This window comes from Paraburkholderia sp. RHO2 (assembly GCF_050955445.1).
Classification (GTDB): Bacteria; Actinomycetota; Actinomycetes; order Mycobacteriales; family Mycobacteriaceae; genus Prescottella; species Prescottella agglutinans_A.
Genome location: NZ_CP162617.1, coordinates 1,060,325 through 1,076,096, shown reverse-complemented (window position 1 = coordinate 1,076,096; position 15,772 = coordinate 1,060,325). Strand labels below are relative to the sequence as shown.

Sequence of the window (15,772 nt, the reverse complement as noted above, 5' to 3'; positions counted from 1 at the left end):
ACCACGAGCACCACAGATCTGGAACCGCACTCGCGTGAACCCAGTGTTGACCGAGATCACATTTCCGGGAAGCCCGAACAACCTAACCCTGTGATATCCAGCTCCTATCGGCTATCCGAATACCGTTGCGGGAAAACGAACTCCCGAGGTATCCGCATCGTCGGCCGGCCGCACGAGAGTGCGGGTGATCCAGGTGCCCCGCGGCTATCACTGCGATAGCGAACTCACTCATACCGATCCTTGCCGGTTCGCCCGCCGCCGTGAACGATCGACGAGACCGTCGTCACACCGAATCTCGCTGTCGGCAGGGTCACTAGAGCGTCTTCCCGTTCCGACATCGCACGAATCCGCAACCCAGCAAAGGACTTCGAAATGCACAGTCAGACTATGACGAATCAGCCGTTTGACCTATCCGACAAGGTCGCGGTGGTGACCGGGAGCGGACGAGGAATCGGCCGTGCGTGCGCACTCGAGCTCGCAGCAGCGGGCGCGGACATCGTCCTGCTCTCCCGGACCTCGGCGGAACTGGAGACCGTGGCCGACGAGGTGCGAGCACTCGGATCGAAGGCACTCGCCCTCCCGTGCGACGTCTCCGACTATGACGCGTGCGACGGGGTTGTCCGTACGGCGGTGGACGCATTCGGCCGAATCGATGTGCTGGTCAACAGCGCCGGAAAGGGCGCGCCGACGCCGTTTCTGGAGTCCGAACCCGCCGAGTGGGCCGACGTCATCGCGGTCAATCTGATAGGGCCGTTCAACATTGCCCGCGCGGTGATCCCGCACATGGTCGACGCGGGTGGCGGTCGGATCATCCTGATCGGGTCGGGCCTGGGACATTCGCCTGTCGCCGGCATGTCGGCCTACGGCTCGTCCAAGGCCGGAATGAGCTACCTGGCGAAGACGCTGTCCGAGGAAGTGTGGGAGTACGGAATCGACGTGAACGAAGTGATTCCCGGACCTGTCGCCACACGCCTCACCGAGGGCCTCCTCCACGAGGGCGAGGCGCCCGAGGGACTGCCGAGTGAACGTGTGAAGTCGCCCGCCGAGGTGGCGGAGTTGGTGGGGTGGCTGACGCGGCAACGGGTCGGCGGCCCGACCGGACAGGTCTTCAGTCTCGCACGTCGGGCGTTGTGAGATCTCTGGACGATGAACGCCAGGTGGCAGGGGCCGGAATCTCCGCACGGAGATTCCGACCCCTGCCACGTCCACCGGCCCCGATGGCCCGGGTATCACGAGATGAACTGCATCAGTTGGACTTTGCCATTCCCCAACGCTCGATCGTGACACGCTCGATCTGCGAGAACGCGAACTCGATCGCGAGCCCGAGCGCAGAGATCACGACGAGGCCGGCGAAAACCATGTCGGTGTCGAGGAAGTACCGGGCCTGGTTGATGAAGTAGCCCAGGCCGGCAGTACCGCCCGCCGCGCCGAAGACCAGTTCGGCGCCGACGACCGTGCGCCACCCGAAAGCCCACGCGATGCGTACACCCGTCAACAGGTGCGGGAGCGAAGCTGGGAAGAGCACCTGAACGACCATCCGAACGCCTCTGATGCCCATCGTCCGCGCGGATCGCTGCAGCGTGGTGCTGACCATTCGGAAACCCATGCTGGCGTTCAGCGCGATCGGCCAGATGGTCGAGTTCAGAATCACCACCACGATCGCGGTGGGGGTGAGTCCGAACCAGATCATCGCGAGCGGCAGGATCGCGATCGAGGGCAGCGGATTCATGATCGACACGATGAGGGACAACAGATCGTCCATCCATCGGGAGAGCACCGCGAGCGTAGCCAGGGTCAGACCGATCACCAGGCCCAACCCCGTGCCGATTCCCAGGATCCGGAGAGTGGAACCCGTCGCCTCCAGAATCGCTCCGCTCCGGAATCCCTCCACGATCGCACGCGCCACGTCGGCCGGCGAGGGAAAGAGCAGTGGCGAGGGCCGGAAGACGAGAATCGCGGCCTGCCATGCCGCGACGAGTCCCACTGCGAGAATCACACGCCGCACGGTGGTGCTCGGGCGGAGTGCCCCCTTCCGACGCACGGGTTGGGTGAGCGTTGCCGCGGTCATGATTCGACTCCTTGTGCACTTGGTCGGCCGGTCGACTTCGAACCCTTCTCGAGCAGGAGTCTCAGATCCTCGACCGTCGATCCGAAGTCCGGATGGCCGAAGCTGTCGATCTTCGATGTGTCGACTATCTTCTGGATCCGACCCGGGCCCGTCGACATGACCATGACCCGATCGGCCAGGTAGACGGCCTCCGGGATGGAATGCGTGACCATGATGACGGTCATCGATTCGCTGTCACAGATCCTGACGAGTTCACGTTGCAGGCCGGTGCGGGTGATCTCGTCGACCGCGCCGAACGGCTCGTCGAGCAGCAGCAATGCCGGCTCTACGGACAGTGCCCGGGCGATGGCTGCGCGCTGCTTCATCCCGCCCGACAGCTGGTGGGGATAGCGGTCAGCCGCATCGCGGATGCCGACCAACTCGAGGTATCGAAGACTTCGCTCCCGAGCTTCGTTCCCCCGCAGACCGAGTGCCAACTTCTCCGCGAAGTTCAGGTTTCCGACGACGGTCCGCCACGGGAACAGCTGATCCATGTCCTGGAAGACCACGGCCCGGTCGGGCCCCGGGCCGACGACGTCCTCGCCTCGAACCCGGAGACGGCCCGACACCGGCTTGATGAATCCCGCGATCGACATGAGCAGCGATGTCTTCCCGCAACCGGAGGGTCCGAGCAGAACGAACCGTTCACCCTGACGTACCTCGAACGTGACGTCGTCGACGGCGAGGTGAGAGTCCCGATCCCGCGGCTGGTATCGAATACTGACGCCGTCGGCGGAGATCACCGGCGCGGTCACTGACCGACCTCGCTGACGGAGGGGAACATCATCTGTTCGGTCGAGGGAACCGACCTGATCAGGCCCACAGACTTCATGAACTCGGCGGTCGCCTCGAATCCGCGAGGGGCCACCTCCCAATGGTTCTGGGGCAGTTGGATCCACTCCGAGTACGACGCAGCCGACTCGTGTCCGGCATCGGCGCTCGCGAGCACCTCGGCCGCTTCGTCGGGATCCTCACGAAGAACCGCCAGGGCATCGGACAAAGCCGCGTAGAGAGTGTCGGCGAACACCGGATTCTCGTCGTGGAACTTCTCCGACATCACGATTGCCGAGTAGGTGATGGGCCCGAAGGTGTCCGCTGCCGAGGCCACCTCGTGTGCGTCGCCGTCGGCCAGGAGTCGGTACTGGAACGGTGGCGCGATGAACGCGGCACCCGTCGTCCCCGTCACGAGTGCCTGGTAAGCGTCCGGGTGCGGCATCGGCGACAGCTGGTCGTCGAATGCCTTGACGTCTCCCAGCTTCGACTCGGCGAGCGACTTCAGCGCCATCGCCTGCCCGGAGTCCGGCGATGGCACCGAGATCGGCCGACCGGAAGCGTCCAGATCCTCCAGTGTGCGGATCCCGGGATCACGGGACACCATGCTGATCCCGATCTGGCCCATGGACCCCAACACCTTCCAAGGAACGCCCTTGTCCACACCGATGACGAAGGGTGCAATTCCCGTGACACCGACCTGCACCTTGCCCGACAGGATGCCGCCGCGGGTCGCCGCTCCCCCACTGACCCCCTCGTCCCAGACGATCCGCGTCCCGGGAAAAGCCGTTTCCAGGGTGCGCTGATGCTTGATGATCGTCAACGGAGCGTATGGGAGACCGGAGCCGATCGTGATGTGGATCTCGGCGGGTGAGCCGTCGGTGTTCTGGGTCGACGCGCCACTGCAAGCAGTGATGGCGGTCGACAGGAGAACGAGGCCCGCCAACTTCCTCAGGCGAATCATCTGAAGCCTTCCTGGAGACACAGTGACTGTCGTCACAACGAATGGTGACGCGTGCAGTCTCACGGCTGCGAGTCGAGCGCGAAAGGGAATGCAACCTTCAACGGTGATAACCAACATCTTTCACCATCGTCACGATGAACAATGTTGCAGCAGAGACGGAATCGGTTCACCTTCGTGAGTCGCGCGACCGAATCCACTTCACACGCCTACCCGACGGCCGACAACGTCCGAACCTCGCGCACCGACACGCCGGCCCGTGATACCCGGCCACTATCGCCGAGAACGTCTACCGGGACGCGCTTCTCGCGACGCAAGGGCACGAGACCTATCGCGGCGATAGCACGCTCGGCGCCGCCGCCGCTTGACCGGCTCTCCTGTCGAGGCAAGCATCAATGAGACCGTCGTCACACAGTCTCGTTCATCGTGGAGGTAAGACATGGCGCCATCCGGCCCGGCACCCGAGTTTCCGATGCAGCGGCGTTGCCCTTTCGAGGTACCAGCGGAGTACGCGGATCTACGTAAGACACAGCCCATTACACGGGTCAACCTGTGGGACGGAGGATCGGCATGGCTGCTCACGCGATACGAAGACATTCGTACGGTCCTCCGGTCCTCCGCGCTCAGTGCCCAGCCCACGCGACCGAACTACCCGTTCCTCTCGGAAGCCGATCGGGCCGCCAAGGTTCACGACGGATCCTTCCAGCGGATGGATGGCGTCGAGCACAGCCGGCATCGCCGGATGGTCATCCCCTTCTTCACCGTTCGCCGTGTCGAAGAGATGCGACCCATGGTGAGAACACTGGTCAGGGAGTTACTGGAGGGGATGTCGGCCAAGACGGCGCCCGTCGACTTCTACAACGAGTTCGCGTTGGCAGTGCCGTCGACGGTGGCGTGCACGCTGCTCGGAGTGCCCTATCGAGACCACGAGTTCTTCCAGGTCCAGAGCGCAGTACGCATCTCCCGCACGGCGTCCCCCGCAGAGGTCGGAGAAGCCACCGAGAAGTTGCTCGACTACCTCGGAGGGCTGCTCGACGAGAGGGCGCGTGACCCGCGCGACGACGTGATCAGCTTCCTGGCCGAACAAGTCGAGAGCGGCGCTTTGACGCGGGACGAGGCGGTGATGGATGCGAATCTGCTCCTCCTCGGCGGTCACGAGACGACGGCAAACGTGATTGCACTCGGAACACTCGTCCTTCTCGAACATCCGGAGCAGCTGGCACGGCTGACGTCGGGCGAGGTGTCGGTCACCAACGCGATCGAGGAGTTGCTCCGCTTCACGTCGATCACGCAGAGCAATGCGATGCGCGTAGCCGCCGAGGACATCGAAGTGGGCGGACGCACGATCCCGGCGGGCGACGGCGTCATCGCCGCGGTGTCCTCCGCGAACTGGGACGAGACGATCTTCCCCGAGCCCGACGTACTGGACGTCGGCCGGCCGGAAGCCCGCCAACACATGACCTTCGGTAACGGCGCACATCAGTGCCTCGGACAGGCTCTCGCCCGAATGGAGCTCGAGGTCGTCTTCGAGACCCTGTTCGACGTCCTGCCGGGGCTCGAGTTGGCGACTCCGGTCGAGGAGCTTCGCTTCAAGCACGACTCGGCGTTCTACGGCGTCCACGAGCTACCGGTTTCGTGGTAGCGCAGAGACATTCAGTCAACTTCGGGTATTGCTCACGCGAACCCGCACAGATCCAGTGAAACGAAGACGAGGAGTGGTTGTGATTCGAGTTGTGGCCGACAGTGCGAAGTGTATTGCCGCAGGACTGTGCGTCGGGCGTGAACCGGAGATCTTCGATCAAGGCGAGGACGACGGTCTCGTTCGCGTGCTCCGGAGCGACGTCTCGCCCCACCAGCGCGACGGCGTCCTCGAGTCGGCACGCATCTGCCCGTCCGGTGCAATTGCGGTGCAAGAAGATTGATGCAGTCTGAGCACATCGCAAGAAAGCAGACTCCTATGCACGGTAGTTCACACGAGGTGAGCGAATCGACCGTCGTCGTGGCCCGGCGGACACAGCTCACCGACGAGATCGTGGAGCTCGAGCTCAGGAACGCCGACGGCTCGCCTCTGCCGCCGTGGGATCCGGGATCGCACGTCGACCTCGTGCTGTCCCGGGATGTGGTTCGGCAGTACTCGCTGTGCGGCGATCCCGGCGACCGCAGCTGTTGGAGGGTCGCGGTCCTCCGCGAGTCGAACGGCAGGGGAGGCTCGCGCCGCATCCACGACGAGCTCCACGAGGGCGCGCTGGTGACGGTGCGCGGGCCTCGAAACCTGTTCCCGCTGCATAAGTCCCGCAACTACGTCTTCATCGGCGGCGGGATCGGAATCACTCCCCTGCTGCCGATGATCTCGACCGTCGCGAGGTCGGGAGCACGATGGTCGCTCCACTACGGCGGCCGCTCACTGCGTTCGATGGCGTTCACCGACCGGGCCCGGAGCCTGGGAGGCGACGTTCGACTCTACCCGCAGGACGAGGTCGGGCACATCGATCTCGCAGCGGCACTGGGCGCTCCCGATCCCGATACCCTGATCTACTGCTGCGGGCCGGAGCCTCTCCTGGCAGCGGTCGAGGAGAGGTGTCGAACGTCGTGGCCGGCCGAGGCGTTGCACGTCGAGCGTTTCGCCCCGCGAGACGTCATGTCCGGCGAGGCGGACGAGGCGTTCGAAGTCGAACTCGCCCAAAGCGGGCTGACCGTCCTGGTGGAGGCCGGCGAGAGCATCCTGAACGTGGTCGAGGATGCGGGTGTGCCGATCCTGTCTTCGTGCATGGAGGGCACCTGCGGGACATGCGAGGTACCGGTACTCGAAGGCATTCCGGATCATCGCGATTCGGTCCTCACCGAGCGCGAGCGGGAGGCCAACGCCACGATGCTGATCTGCGTGTCGCGAGCGGTGGGCTCGCGCCTGGTTCTGGATCTCTAGCGCCATGCCCACGTGCGGTGGTTCGACGGGTTTCGACCGTCGAACCACCGCGCGGCAGCGTCCGATCGCCCGGGTGGCTACGTGTTCCGCATCCCGGCGATCTGCTGGCGTATCAACCGCAGGAGCGTCTGCACGACCGGACTGCGCATCTCACCCTTGCGCACCACCACTGCGAGTCGCGTCTCAGCCCACTCCGCGGAGATCGGAGAGAGCACTATTCCGTCGCCGCTGACCGTCGACGGCGCGAGGGTATTGGCGATCGCGATGCCCACCCCAGCCCTGACCATTCGGATCGACGTCTCGGCGCTGTCCGTGAAGTAGACCGGACGAATCTCGATCCCGTCGACCAACCGCTCGAACGCGTCACGCAGCACGCTGCCCTTCGAGAAGAAGATCAACGGCTGGCCTGCGAGGTCGGCCGCGTGCACCGACTGTCTGGACGCCAACGGATTGTCCTGCGGTATCGCCAGAACGAGCCGGCCCGTGAGCAGATCGATGTACTGCAGACTGTCGGAGTCTCGATCGTCGCTCTTGAGCGTACTGAGCAGCCCCATGTCGAAATGTCCGGTCGAGACGCCGCGCCGGACCATTTCGGATCCACCCTCGGTCACCTCGAAGCGAATGTTCGGGTGTTCGCGGTGAAGCAGTTTCACGACGTCCGGGAGCACGGTCAGGCTGGCCGTGGAAACGGCGGCAAGCCTGATGCTGCCGATCTTGAGATTGTCTATGGCGCTGGCCTCCTGACGCAGCGCGTTCTCCGCCCTCATCACAGCGAGCGCGTGAGGCAGAATTCGCTCGGCCGCGTACGTCGCCCGCACACCGTGCGCTCCGCGGAGCACGAGAACGACTCCGAGGTCCTCCTCGAGGCGTTGCACCTGCGTCGTGATCGTCGGCTGGGTCACGCCGAGTTCCTTCGCGGCCTGGCGGAACGAACCGGTCCGGACCGCAGCCTCGAGGTACCGCAACTGCTCGAATCTCATAACGATGGACCTCGTGTCGCATTGTCGTGGCCGGAGCCGGATGAAAGCCTTCACCGACCCCACCGCGATGTGTCGTGGCACACAACGGAGGGGTCGGCGTCAGGTTAGTGCCTGCGAAATCGGTGTCGAAATCCGGGTGGGCACAACATCAGTTGGTCATTTGTTCAGTTCTTGCCTGCGGTGGCCGGAGGAATCCTCAGCGCCGGATCGATCCACCGTCCACCACAAGAGTCTGACCAGTCACGAAGGACGCACCCGCTGACAGAAGGAAGCGAACCGGCTCGACGAAATCCGCGGTGGTGGAAGCCCTCTTTATCGCACGCGTTTCGATGTTGCGCTGCTCGGTGCCCGCGATCGACGCCGCCAGCGGGGTGATGACGAGGCCCGGCGCGACGACGTTGACCGTGATTTCGCGGCTGCCGAGCTCCTCGGCCAGGCATCGCGCGAATCCGATGACCCCGGCCTTCGACGCGGCGTAGACGGCGGCGGCACCCGGGCCCTTGAACACGGTTCCGGACGAGAACAGGATGATTCGTCCACCGTCGACGACCAGTGGCATCAGCGCTTGTGTAATCGCCAGGGCACCATGCAGATTGATGTGGAGGACCCTCTCCCACGATGCCCGCGGAGTCTGCGCGAACGGCTCGAAGTGACCGACCGCAGCACAGTGGATCAGCCCGCGGATGCGGTCGACACCGCGCAAACGCAACTGGTCCACGATGTCGCCGACGCCCTCCTCGGTGGCCACGTCACCGACGAGGTACGTCACGCCGGCGACGCGGTTGCTCGGGACCTGGAGATCGACCACCACGACCGGGTGAGCCGCCGCCAGCGCCTCACACAAGGCCTCGCCGATGCCGCTCGCACCACCGGTGATCACGATCGGAGGATTCACGACTCACCCTTCTCCGCGTCATCCACGCTTCTGGAAGAATCTCTGGAACAACGAGATTCCCGCGTCGAGCACCATCGACATCAAACCCATCGCCAGGAGCACGGCGAAAGACTCGGCGACCTGGAAGTTGTTGGTCATCGTGACGAGCCGCTGCCCCAGCCCCGTGTACGCGCCGACCATCTCGGAGAGTACGGCACCGAGCACCGAGTAGACCGCGGCGAGGCGCAGCCCACCCGCAATGGCAGGCAGTGCGCTCGGGAACTCGATCTTGACGAATCGCTGCCAGGGCGTCATGGACATCGAACGCGACAACAGGTCGATGTCGTGGTCGATGCCGCGGAGCGCGCTCGCGGTACTGGTGAGCAGTACGAAGTACACGATGCTGGCGGCGACCATCGCCTTCGGGACCATCCCGAGCCCGAACCAGAGGATGAAGATCGGCGCCAGGGCCGGCCGAGGAAGGCTGTTCAGGAGCGTCAGGAACGGTGCGGCGGCGCGATTCAACACCTCGCTCCGCGACAGGATCACGCCGCTCAGGACGCCGAGCGTCGCACCGATCACGAGTCCGGCCATCGCGCCGCCGAAGGTGCTTCGCACGTCGATCCAGAACGTGCGGTCTCCGAGTTGCTCCACGAACGCGGCTCCGACATCCTCCGGTGTGGAGATGAAGAGTGGGTCCACGATGCCCTTGTGGGATGCCAGGTACCACGCGCCCAGGAACAGCGCGAGCCACACGATGCGCAGCCCCCAGGTGGCGCAGAACGCTTTGCGGCGGGCACGGTCCCGCTCGACGAAGATCTCGCGCTCCATCTCGAGGACTTGCGGTTTCGACTCCTGCACAGTGGTCATCTTCAACTCCCTGACTCGAGTGTGTTGGTTCGCATCCCGTCTGCCGGGTGCGATCGGACTACCCGTCGGTTGGCGCACCACCTTCGGGTCGAAACACCGGTGAGATCAAACGCGTTCGAGCGGCTGCCTCGGAGGCAGCTCCGCCGGGGACGACGCCAACGGACCACCCGCGACGGTGAGGACCTCCCCCGTGATGTACGAGGCGGCGTCGGAGCAGAGGAACATGCAGGCATTGGCGATGTCGGTCGGGTGTCCAAGTCGACCCAGGGGAATGTACGCCGCGATCTTGTCGGCCGTATCCGACGAGGAGAACCGGGATGCGTCCGTCAGGATCGCGCCGGGTTCAACGCAGTTGACTCGAATGTTCTGGGCGGCCCATTCCCAGGCCATCGTCTGAGTCAACGACACCAGTCCGGCCTTGGCGGCCGCGTACGCGCCACGCTGGGGGTGCGCGTAGCTGCTCGACACGGAACCGATGTTGACGATGACGCCCCCCTGCTGAGCGGCGAACACCGGCCAGCATGCCTTGGCGCACTGGAATGCACCGCCGAGGTTGGTCTCGACCGTCGCGTTCCACGCGTTGGTGGAGAGCTCCTCCAGTCGCTTGGCGAAGTTGCCACCCGCGTTGTTGATCAGGATGTCGACGCGACCGAATGCGTCCGTCGCCGCGGCGACGAGATCGTTTGCGGTCTCCTCCAGTCGGATGTTGCCCGCGACGGTCACCGCCTCACTACCGAGAGCACGGACCTGGTCGGCGACCGAGGCGAGACTCTCGGAATCACGGCCGTGCAGCACGACCTTGGCGCCGGCTTCCGCGAGCGAGAGAGCAACCTGCGCACCGATGCCTCGTGAAGCACCGGTCACGATGGCGACACGGGACGAGAAGTCGTAGCGGACGGTTCCGGCGGGCGAATGTGGGGACTGGCGCATGTGTCGTTCCTTCACTGTTCCAATGGTGAGCAGCCGTGCACATCGCATAGACGCTCGAAAAGCGCACCGCACCTTCGAGGGCAGGAATCTCGCTTCGTTCCCGCCTCGCGTGCGGCCGGCGGCCGGACTCAGAGCTCGACGGCTGCTCTCAAGAGGCTGGGGTTTGCCCAGGCGGAGCACAAGGGCAGCCCGCCTATCAGGGTGATAACAGGCGCAGGGGGTCGCACTTCTTGACGTGCGGTCCGTCCGGCGTGAGTATTTGTGTAACGGAGGTCACACCCCCCGGGCCTATGCTCTCCGCACGAATGTCGGAGCAGCACTTCGAGGATCGTTTCTGAACTATCCCACCCGAACCTGCACTCCCGGAAGCTTTCTCATCCGGATACGCCGAATGCCGTCACGCCGTCGTCGCTCGACCCGATTCCGAATCAGGAGCCACATACATGAAGTTCCCCTTCGAACTGCACCGATCCGCACGACGCTCCCCGGCATCCGCCGCCGGCACCGGACCGAATCGGCGCGAGTTCCTGGCGATGGCCGGTCTCGGACTGACGGCCGCGGGCGCGGGCGCGCTGCTCACCGGCTGCAGCGATGCCGGCTCAGGAGCGGCAACGGCCGCATCCGCGGCAGACTTGGCGCCGGGAGCGCTGGCCGAGCAGACGAAGTTCGTGGTGGGGTCCGCGCCCGGCGACAACTTCCTGATCGACGTCGTGAACGAGGAACAGAACCAGTTCGCCGCGTACAACCTCGACGTGCCGGACATGCTCTTCCCGTCGAGCGCAGTTCAGGCCAATCAACTACTCGCATCCGGTGCCATGACCGGCTGCATGACCGACATCACCCTCGCGATCACCGCATTCGCCAACTCCACTCCGGGCCAGCGTCCCGCCATCGTCGGGATGCGGGTACCGTCGAACACGTACTCGGTCGTCGTCGGTCCGGGCTCCTGGCCGGACGACACCGCGTCGTTCGACGAGAAGATGAACGCCTTGCGGGGCAAGCGGATCGGTGTCACCGCGCTCGGCGCGGGGAACGATCATCAGCTCCTCATGGCTCTCGAATCGGCGGGGATACCCGAGCGGGATGTCACGCGAATCGGGGTGGGACAGATCTCGCCGGCCATCGCGCAACTCAAGGCCGGCCGACTCGATGCCTACGTGGGATACAGCCGCGGCGCGAATCTTGCAGTCGCAACCCCCACCAACGGTCGACTTCTCGTGAACTTCGCAGATGCCTCAGCACCCACGTCGCTCAACAAGCAGGTGGTCGGCGCGATCGTGGTCCGGGACGACTTCGCCGCGGCGAACCCCGAGGTCGTCAAGGCCTGGCTCGCCGCCCAGTGGGACGGCCAGGCATGGATCGAAGCCAACCCCGAAGCGGCGGCGACGCTCCTGAACAAGACCAGCTTCGACGGAAAGATGCAGGAGGCCGCCGAACAGTCGATCCAGTTCTTCCGGGACACCGTCTTCCCGAGTACCAAGCCGATGTTCGCGGCCCCCCGGGAGTCGATCGAGATGATGGTGGGAATTGCCGAGAAGCAGGGGCTCGTCCCCGCTGGATCAGTCCGCTACGAAGACCTGGTCCCGGACTACGCACGAGCCAGCTGAGCCCTGCACCAGCCCACCCCACGATTCCGAACCGAACGAGGTCCTTTCGATGCCAACGCTGACCACGACTGCGGACATCACAGTCGAACCAGGGTTATCCGTAGAGTTCGACAACATCAATCACAGCTTCATCCACGGCAACCGCCCGGTACGCGCACTCGAGAACTTCGATCTCGCGATCGCACCCTCCGAGTTCGTGAGCATCGTCGGCCCCTCGGGATGCGGTAAGACGACCGCACTCTCGATGACGGGCGGCCTGGTTCGGCCGCGAAGCGGATCGGTGCGGCTGGGCGGACAGGAGGTGACCTCCTCCCCCGAGGACGTCAGCTTCCTGTTCGCGCGCGACGCACTGCTCCCGTGGCGGAGCGTGCGAGCGAATGTGGAACTCGGACTGGAGGTCCGAGGCATGGATCGTGCCGAACGTCGGAAACGGAGCGACGAGTGGCTCCGTCGCGTACGACTCGAGGAGTTCGCCGATTCCGACATCACGCACCTGTCCCAGGGCATGCGGCAGCGTGTCGCGATCGCCCGTACGCTCGCACAGAGCCCCCGGGTGGTCCTGATGGACGAACCCTTTGCTGCGCTCGACGCGCAGACAAGGGCGATCCAGCAGGAAGAATTTCTCCGACTGTGGGAAGCTGAACGTCCGACAGTCCTGTTCGTCACCCACGACCTCGAGGAAGCGATCCTTCTGAGTGACCGGGTGCTCCTGATGGCGAGCCGGCCCGGCCGGGTCGTGGCGGATATCCGAATCGAACTGGAGCGTCCCCGGAACCAGGAGATGCGGCTCGGTTCCGACATGTTCCACGGCTACTACAATCAGCTCGCCGATCTACTGAAGGACGCCGTGCGCGCCGCCGAGCTCGAGCGGTCGAGCTGATTCAATCTGTAAACGTTGCAGTAGCTTTGAACAGGAGAATGGCTAGTGATTCGCGGCAAAGTCCACACCGTCGACGGCACACTGCTCAACTACCGAATCTACGGACGCGGAAGCGATGTGGTGACGTGCCTGCACCCCCTCGCACTTGACGGATCCTGGTACGAGCAGCTCGCCGGCGAGTTGGGTCGGGACCGGCGCTACCTCTGCCCGGACTTCCGCGGGCACGGCGATACCGAGTACGGCGCGTCCGGGATCACTCTCGATCTTCTCGCCGAAGATGTTGCAGCACTATGGCATCAGCTCGGCATACAGAGCAGCGCCGTTCTCGGAGTCTCCCTCGGAGGCATGGTGGCGCAGGCCCTCGCCACGCTGCACCGGCAGAGCGTGGAGTCCCTCGTACTGATCGGTACCGGAGGCGGATTCGACGATCAGGGACGCCGGCACACGGCACAGCGGGCCGATACGGCGCGCAGCGAGGGCGGGATGGAACAGCTTCTCGAACCCACCCTGCAGCGTTGGTTCGACGCTGCAACCATCACCGAGAACGGGCCGCACGTACAACGCGCGCGTGCAAGCCTCGCGGCGACACGCGGCGGCGTACACGGAGCTTTCCTCGACGCCATGCGCGAATTGGACTACATTGGTTCATCGCCGGAATGGAACTCCCCGCCAACAACATTGGTGATCGGGGGCGAGAGCGATACGAGCGCCACCCCACCGGTGATCGAAGCCTTGACCTCGGCGATCCCCGGGGCGGAGCTGCGCATGACCCCGGGAGGCCACCTCACGGCCTTCGAAAACCCCGAGCAGGTCGCCGCTCTCGTGAACGAATTCCTCGAATGCCGACAGGTCGGCGTCGGGAAGACCGGCTGAGTCAGCCGTGGACGAACTTGTCTTCGCCCGCGCGTGGTGGATGCGGCGGTGCTTGACACAAGAAATCGGAGAAGCAAATGGCTGAGAGTTCTGTGACTCTTCCCAATATCGAACAATTGCGTTCATTCATCGACAGCGCGGAGACTCCGGCCCTGCTGATGACGGTGGCGCACCTGACGGATGACGTCGACGTGTTGCGCGACGAGTGGCGCCCCGACGCCAATCGGCTTCCGCAGGGAAACCTCGACGCGGCAACAGAATCGGAAGTGCGCCAGTTCTGCCTGGCCAAGATCGAGGAGTTCGCTGCGAGTGGCGCACCCGTACCGCCGCGTCCCAGTGAGCGAGTTCTCCGAGCGATCGGCGCGTGGGGGTTGGACGGTCTCAGCGACGAGGTCACCGCACTGCTCGACCAGGCGCTCGTCACCGACCACGAGGACCGCCGCGCGCCGAGTTGGACCATCGACAGCGTGGACCCGGAAAGGGAGTTTCGGGTTGCGATCATCGGCGCGGGGATCTCGGGTCTGCTCGCCGGCCTGCGCATGAAGCAGGCGAACATTCCCTTCGTCATCTTCGAGAAGGGTGACGAAGTCGGTGGGACCTGGTACGAGAACACGTATCCCGACTGCCGCACCGACGTGCACAGCCACATCTACGCGTACTCGTTCTTCCCGTACGACTGGCCGTCGTACTTCTGCCGGCAGTCGGTGATTCTCGACTACCTCAGGGATTTCGCGAAGCACTTCGGACTCTACGAGCACATCCGGTTCGGCGTACAGGTCGAAGGCGCGCGGTGGGACGATACGGCCCAGCACTGGTCGATCACCACCGCGGACAGGTCGGGTCAGTTCGACACCGAAGAGTTCAATGCGGTCGTCAGTGCGGTGGGTCAGCTCAATCGACCGAGCATTCCGAATCTCCCCGGGATCGATACTTTCGAGGGCCCCGCCTTCCATTCGGCGGAGTGGGATCACTCGGTCGACCTGACCGGGAAACGGGTGGTCGTCATCGGTTCAGGTGCCAGCGCTCTGCAGTTCGGTCCGGCGGCCGCGCGGAGCGCCGAGCACGTGACCATCGTCCAGCGGACTCCCCCGTGGTTGATGCCCACCGAGGAACTGCGCCGCGACATCGACGAAGAGCATCGGTGGCTGCTCCGACACCTTCCGCTGTACCGGGCGTACTACCGTCTGACGATCTTCCTCCCGCGGGTCGTCGGCCAGCTCGACGCGGCCACCGTGGATCCGCACTACCCACCGACCGAGCGTGCGGTCTCCGCACCCGGCGAAGAAGTCCGCGGGATGCTCGAGGCGTACCTGCTCGATCAGGTCGGTGACGACGACTGGCTCGTGGAGCACGTCATGCCGGACTACCCTCCGGGCGCCAAGCGAATCATCCGCGACGACGGCACGTGGATCCGAACCCTCAAGCGCGACAACGTGAGCATCGTCAAGGGTGGTGTTGCGCGCGTCGACCGTGGAGGGGTGTGGACCGACACAGGCGAGTACATCGACGCAGACGTCATCCTGTTCGGAACCGGATTCAACGCGTCGGACTTCCTCAGCACGATCACCGTCGAGGGAAGCGGCGGCCAAGATCTGCACGAGACGTGGAACGGCCACGCGGGCGCCTTCATGGGCCTCACGGTTCCCGGATTCCCGAACTTCTTCCTGATGTACGGCCCCAACACCAATCTGGTCGTCCACGGCAACGTCGTCTTCTTCATGGAGTGCCAGGCCGCCTACTTCACCGACTCGATTCGACTGCTACTCGAGGGCAAGCACGCCGCGATGAATCTTCGTCCGGAGATCTACGACCGCTACCAACGGAGGATGGACGAGGCGAACAGCATGCGCGCCTGGGGGTGGTCGGGCGTCAACAGTTGGTACAAGGACGCCAACGGTCGATCGCCGATCATGTGGCCCTTCACGACGAAGGAGTACTGGGAAGGCACCCGCGCAGTCCGACCCGAGCACTACGCACTGACCTGAGCGTTCCTGAA

Annotated in this window: 15 protein-coding genes; 8 read left to right on the top strand and 7 right to left on the bottom strand. The window is 64.6% G+C overall.

What is annotated here, in order from left to right:
* The first annotated feature begins 387 nt into the window (after positions 1 to 387).
* Positions 388 to 1,134, top strand: coding sequence for an SDR family NAD(P)-dependent oxidoreductase (locus tag ABTV10_RS04875; RefSeq protein WP_499032936.1), 747 nt, complete (start codon positions 388 to 390; stop codon positions 1,132 to 1,134).
* Between the two features lie 112 nt (positions 1,135 to 1,246).
* Here ABTV10_RS04875 and ABTV10_RS04870 read toward each other — a convergent pair whose 3' ends face one another.
* From ABTV10_RS04870 to ABTV10_RS04860, 3 genes are read right to left on the bottom strand one after another with little or no spacing between them, the layout of a single operon-like run.
* Positions 1,247 to 2,068, bottom strand: a complete 822-nt coding sequence (locus ABTV10_RS04870) for an ABC transporter permease (protein WP_499032935.1) — start codon at positions 2,066 to 2,068, stop codon at positions 1,247 to 1,249.
* The gene (locus tag ABTV10_RS04865; RefSeq protein ID WP_499032933.1) at positions 2,065 to 2,862 is read right to left on the bottom strand and encodes an ABC transporter ATP-binding protein; all 798 of its coding nucleotides are present in this window, start codon (positions 2,860 to 2,862) and stop codon (positions 2,065 to 2,067) included. The genes ABTV10_RS04870 and ABTV10_RS04865 overlap by 4 nt, the downstream gene beginning before the upstream one ends.
* Positions 2,859 to 3,842 (bottom strand): ABC transporter substrate-binding protein, encoded by a 984-nt coding sequence (locus tag ABTV10_RS04860; RefSeq protein ID WP_499032932.1) that lies wholly within the window; start codon positions 3,840 to 3,842, stop codon positions 2,859 to 2,861. Before ABTV10_RS04860 ends, ABTV10_RS04865 begins: the two co-directional genes overlap by 4 nt.
* Before the next feature lie 787 nt (positions 3,843 to 4,629).
* Here ABTV10_RS04860 and ABTV10_RS04855 point away from each other — a divergent pair.
* Genes ABTV10_RS04855 through ABTV10_RS04845 form a run of 3 tightly spaced genes read left to right on the top strand, consistent with a single transcriptional unit; the run spans position 4,630 to position 6,762 of the window.
* Entirely contained in the window at positions 4,630 to 5,481 is an 852-nt protein-coding gene (locus ABTV10_RS04855; protein WP_499032931.1) for a cytochrome P450, read from the top strand.
* 55 nt (positions 5,482 to 5,536) lie between these two features.
* Positions 5,537 to 5,761, top strand: a complete 225-nt coding sequence (locus tag ABTV10_RS04850) for a ferredoxin (RefSeq protein ID WP_499035129.1) — start codon at positions 5,537 to 5,539, stop codon at positions 5,759 to 5,761.
* Positions 5,762 to 5,817: 56 nt separating this feature from the next.
* Complete coding sequence (locus tag ABTV10_RS04845) at positions 5,818 to 6,762, top strand: PDR/VanB family oxidoreductase (protein ID WP_499032930.1); 945 nt, start codon at positions 5,818 to 5,820, stop codon at positions 6,760 to 6,762.
* A gap of 77 nt (positions 6,763 to 6,839) precedes the next feature.
* Here ABTV10_RS04845 and ABTV10_RS04840 read toward each other — a convergent pair whose 3' ends face one another.
* The 4 genes from ABTV10_RS04840 to ABTV10_RS04825 all read right to left on the bottom strand — a co-directional run bounded on the left by ABTV10_RS04840 (position 6,840) and on the right by ABTV10_RS04825 (position 10,416).
* Entirely contained in the window at positions 6,840 to 7,742 is a 903-nt protein-coding gene (locus ABTV10_RS04840; protein WP_499032929.1) for a LysR family transcriptional regulator, read from the bottom strand.
* 196 nt (positions 7,743 to 7,938) lie between these two features.
* Entirely contained in the window at positions 7,939 to 8,637 is a 699-nt protein-coding gene (locus ABTV10_RS04835) for an SDR family NAD(P)-dependent oxidoreductase (protein WP_499032928.1), read from the bottom strand.
* Positions 8,638 to 8,655: 18 nt separating this feature from the next.
* The gene (locus tag ABTV10_RS04830) at positions 8,656 to 9,486 is read right to left on the bottom strand and encodes an ABC transporter permease (RefSeq protein WP_499032926.1); all 831 of its coding nucleotides are present in this window, start codon (positions 9,484 to 9,486) and stop codon (positions 8,656 to 8,658) included.
* 105 nt (positions 9,487 to 9,591) lie between these two features.
* A complete protein-coding gene (locus ABTV10_RS04825; protein WP_499032925.1) occupies positions 9,592 to 10,416 on the bottom strand; it encodes an SDR family NAD(P)-dependent oxidoreductase in 825 nt (274 codons plus the stop codon).
* Positions 10,417 to 10,859: 443 nt separating this feature from the next.
* On the opposite strand from ABTV10_RS04825, the gene ABTV10_RS04820 reads away from it, so the two are divergent.
* From ABTV10_RS04820 to ABTV10_RS04805, 4 genes are all read left to right on the top strand, one after another.
* Complete coding sequence (locus tag ABTV10_RS04820) at positions 10,860 to 12,023, top strand: ABC transporter substrate-binding protein (RefSeq protein WP_499032924.1); 1,164 nt, start codon at positions 10,860 to 10,862, stop codon at positions 12,021 to 12,023.
* Between the two features lie 49 nt (positions 12,024 to 12,072).
* The gene (locus ABTV10_RS04815) at positions 12,073 to 12,903 is read left to right on the top strand and encodes an ABC transporter ATP-binding protein (RefSeq protein WP_499032923.1); all 831 of its coding nucleotides are present in this window, start codon (positions 12,073 to 12,075) and stop codon (positions 12,901 to 12,903) included.
* Positions 12,904 to 13,020: 117 nt separating this feature from the next.
* Positions 13,021 to 13,776, top strand: a complete 756-nt coding sequence (locus ABTV10_RS04810) for an alpha/beta fold hydrolase (protein WP_499032922.1) — start codon at positions 13,021 to 13,023, stop codon at positions 13,774 to 13,776.
* 116 nt (positions 13,777 to 13,892) lie between these two features.
* On the top strand, positions 13,893 to 15,761 hold the full coding sequence (locus tag ABTV10_RS04805; RefSeq protein ID WP_499032921.1) for a flavin-containing monooxygenase: 1,869 nt from the start codon (positions 13,893 to 13,895) through the stop codon (positions 15,759 to 15,761).
* Positions 15,762 to 15,772: the final 11 nt, after the last annotated feature.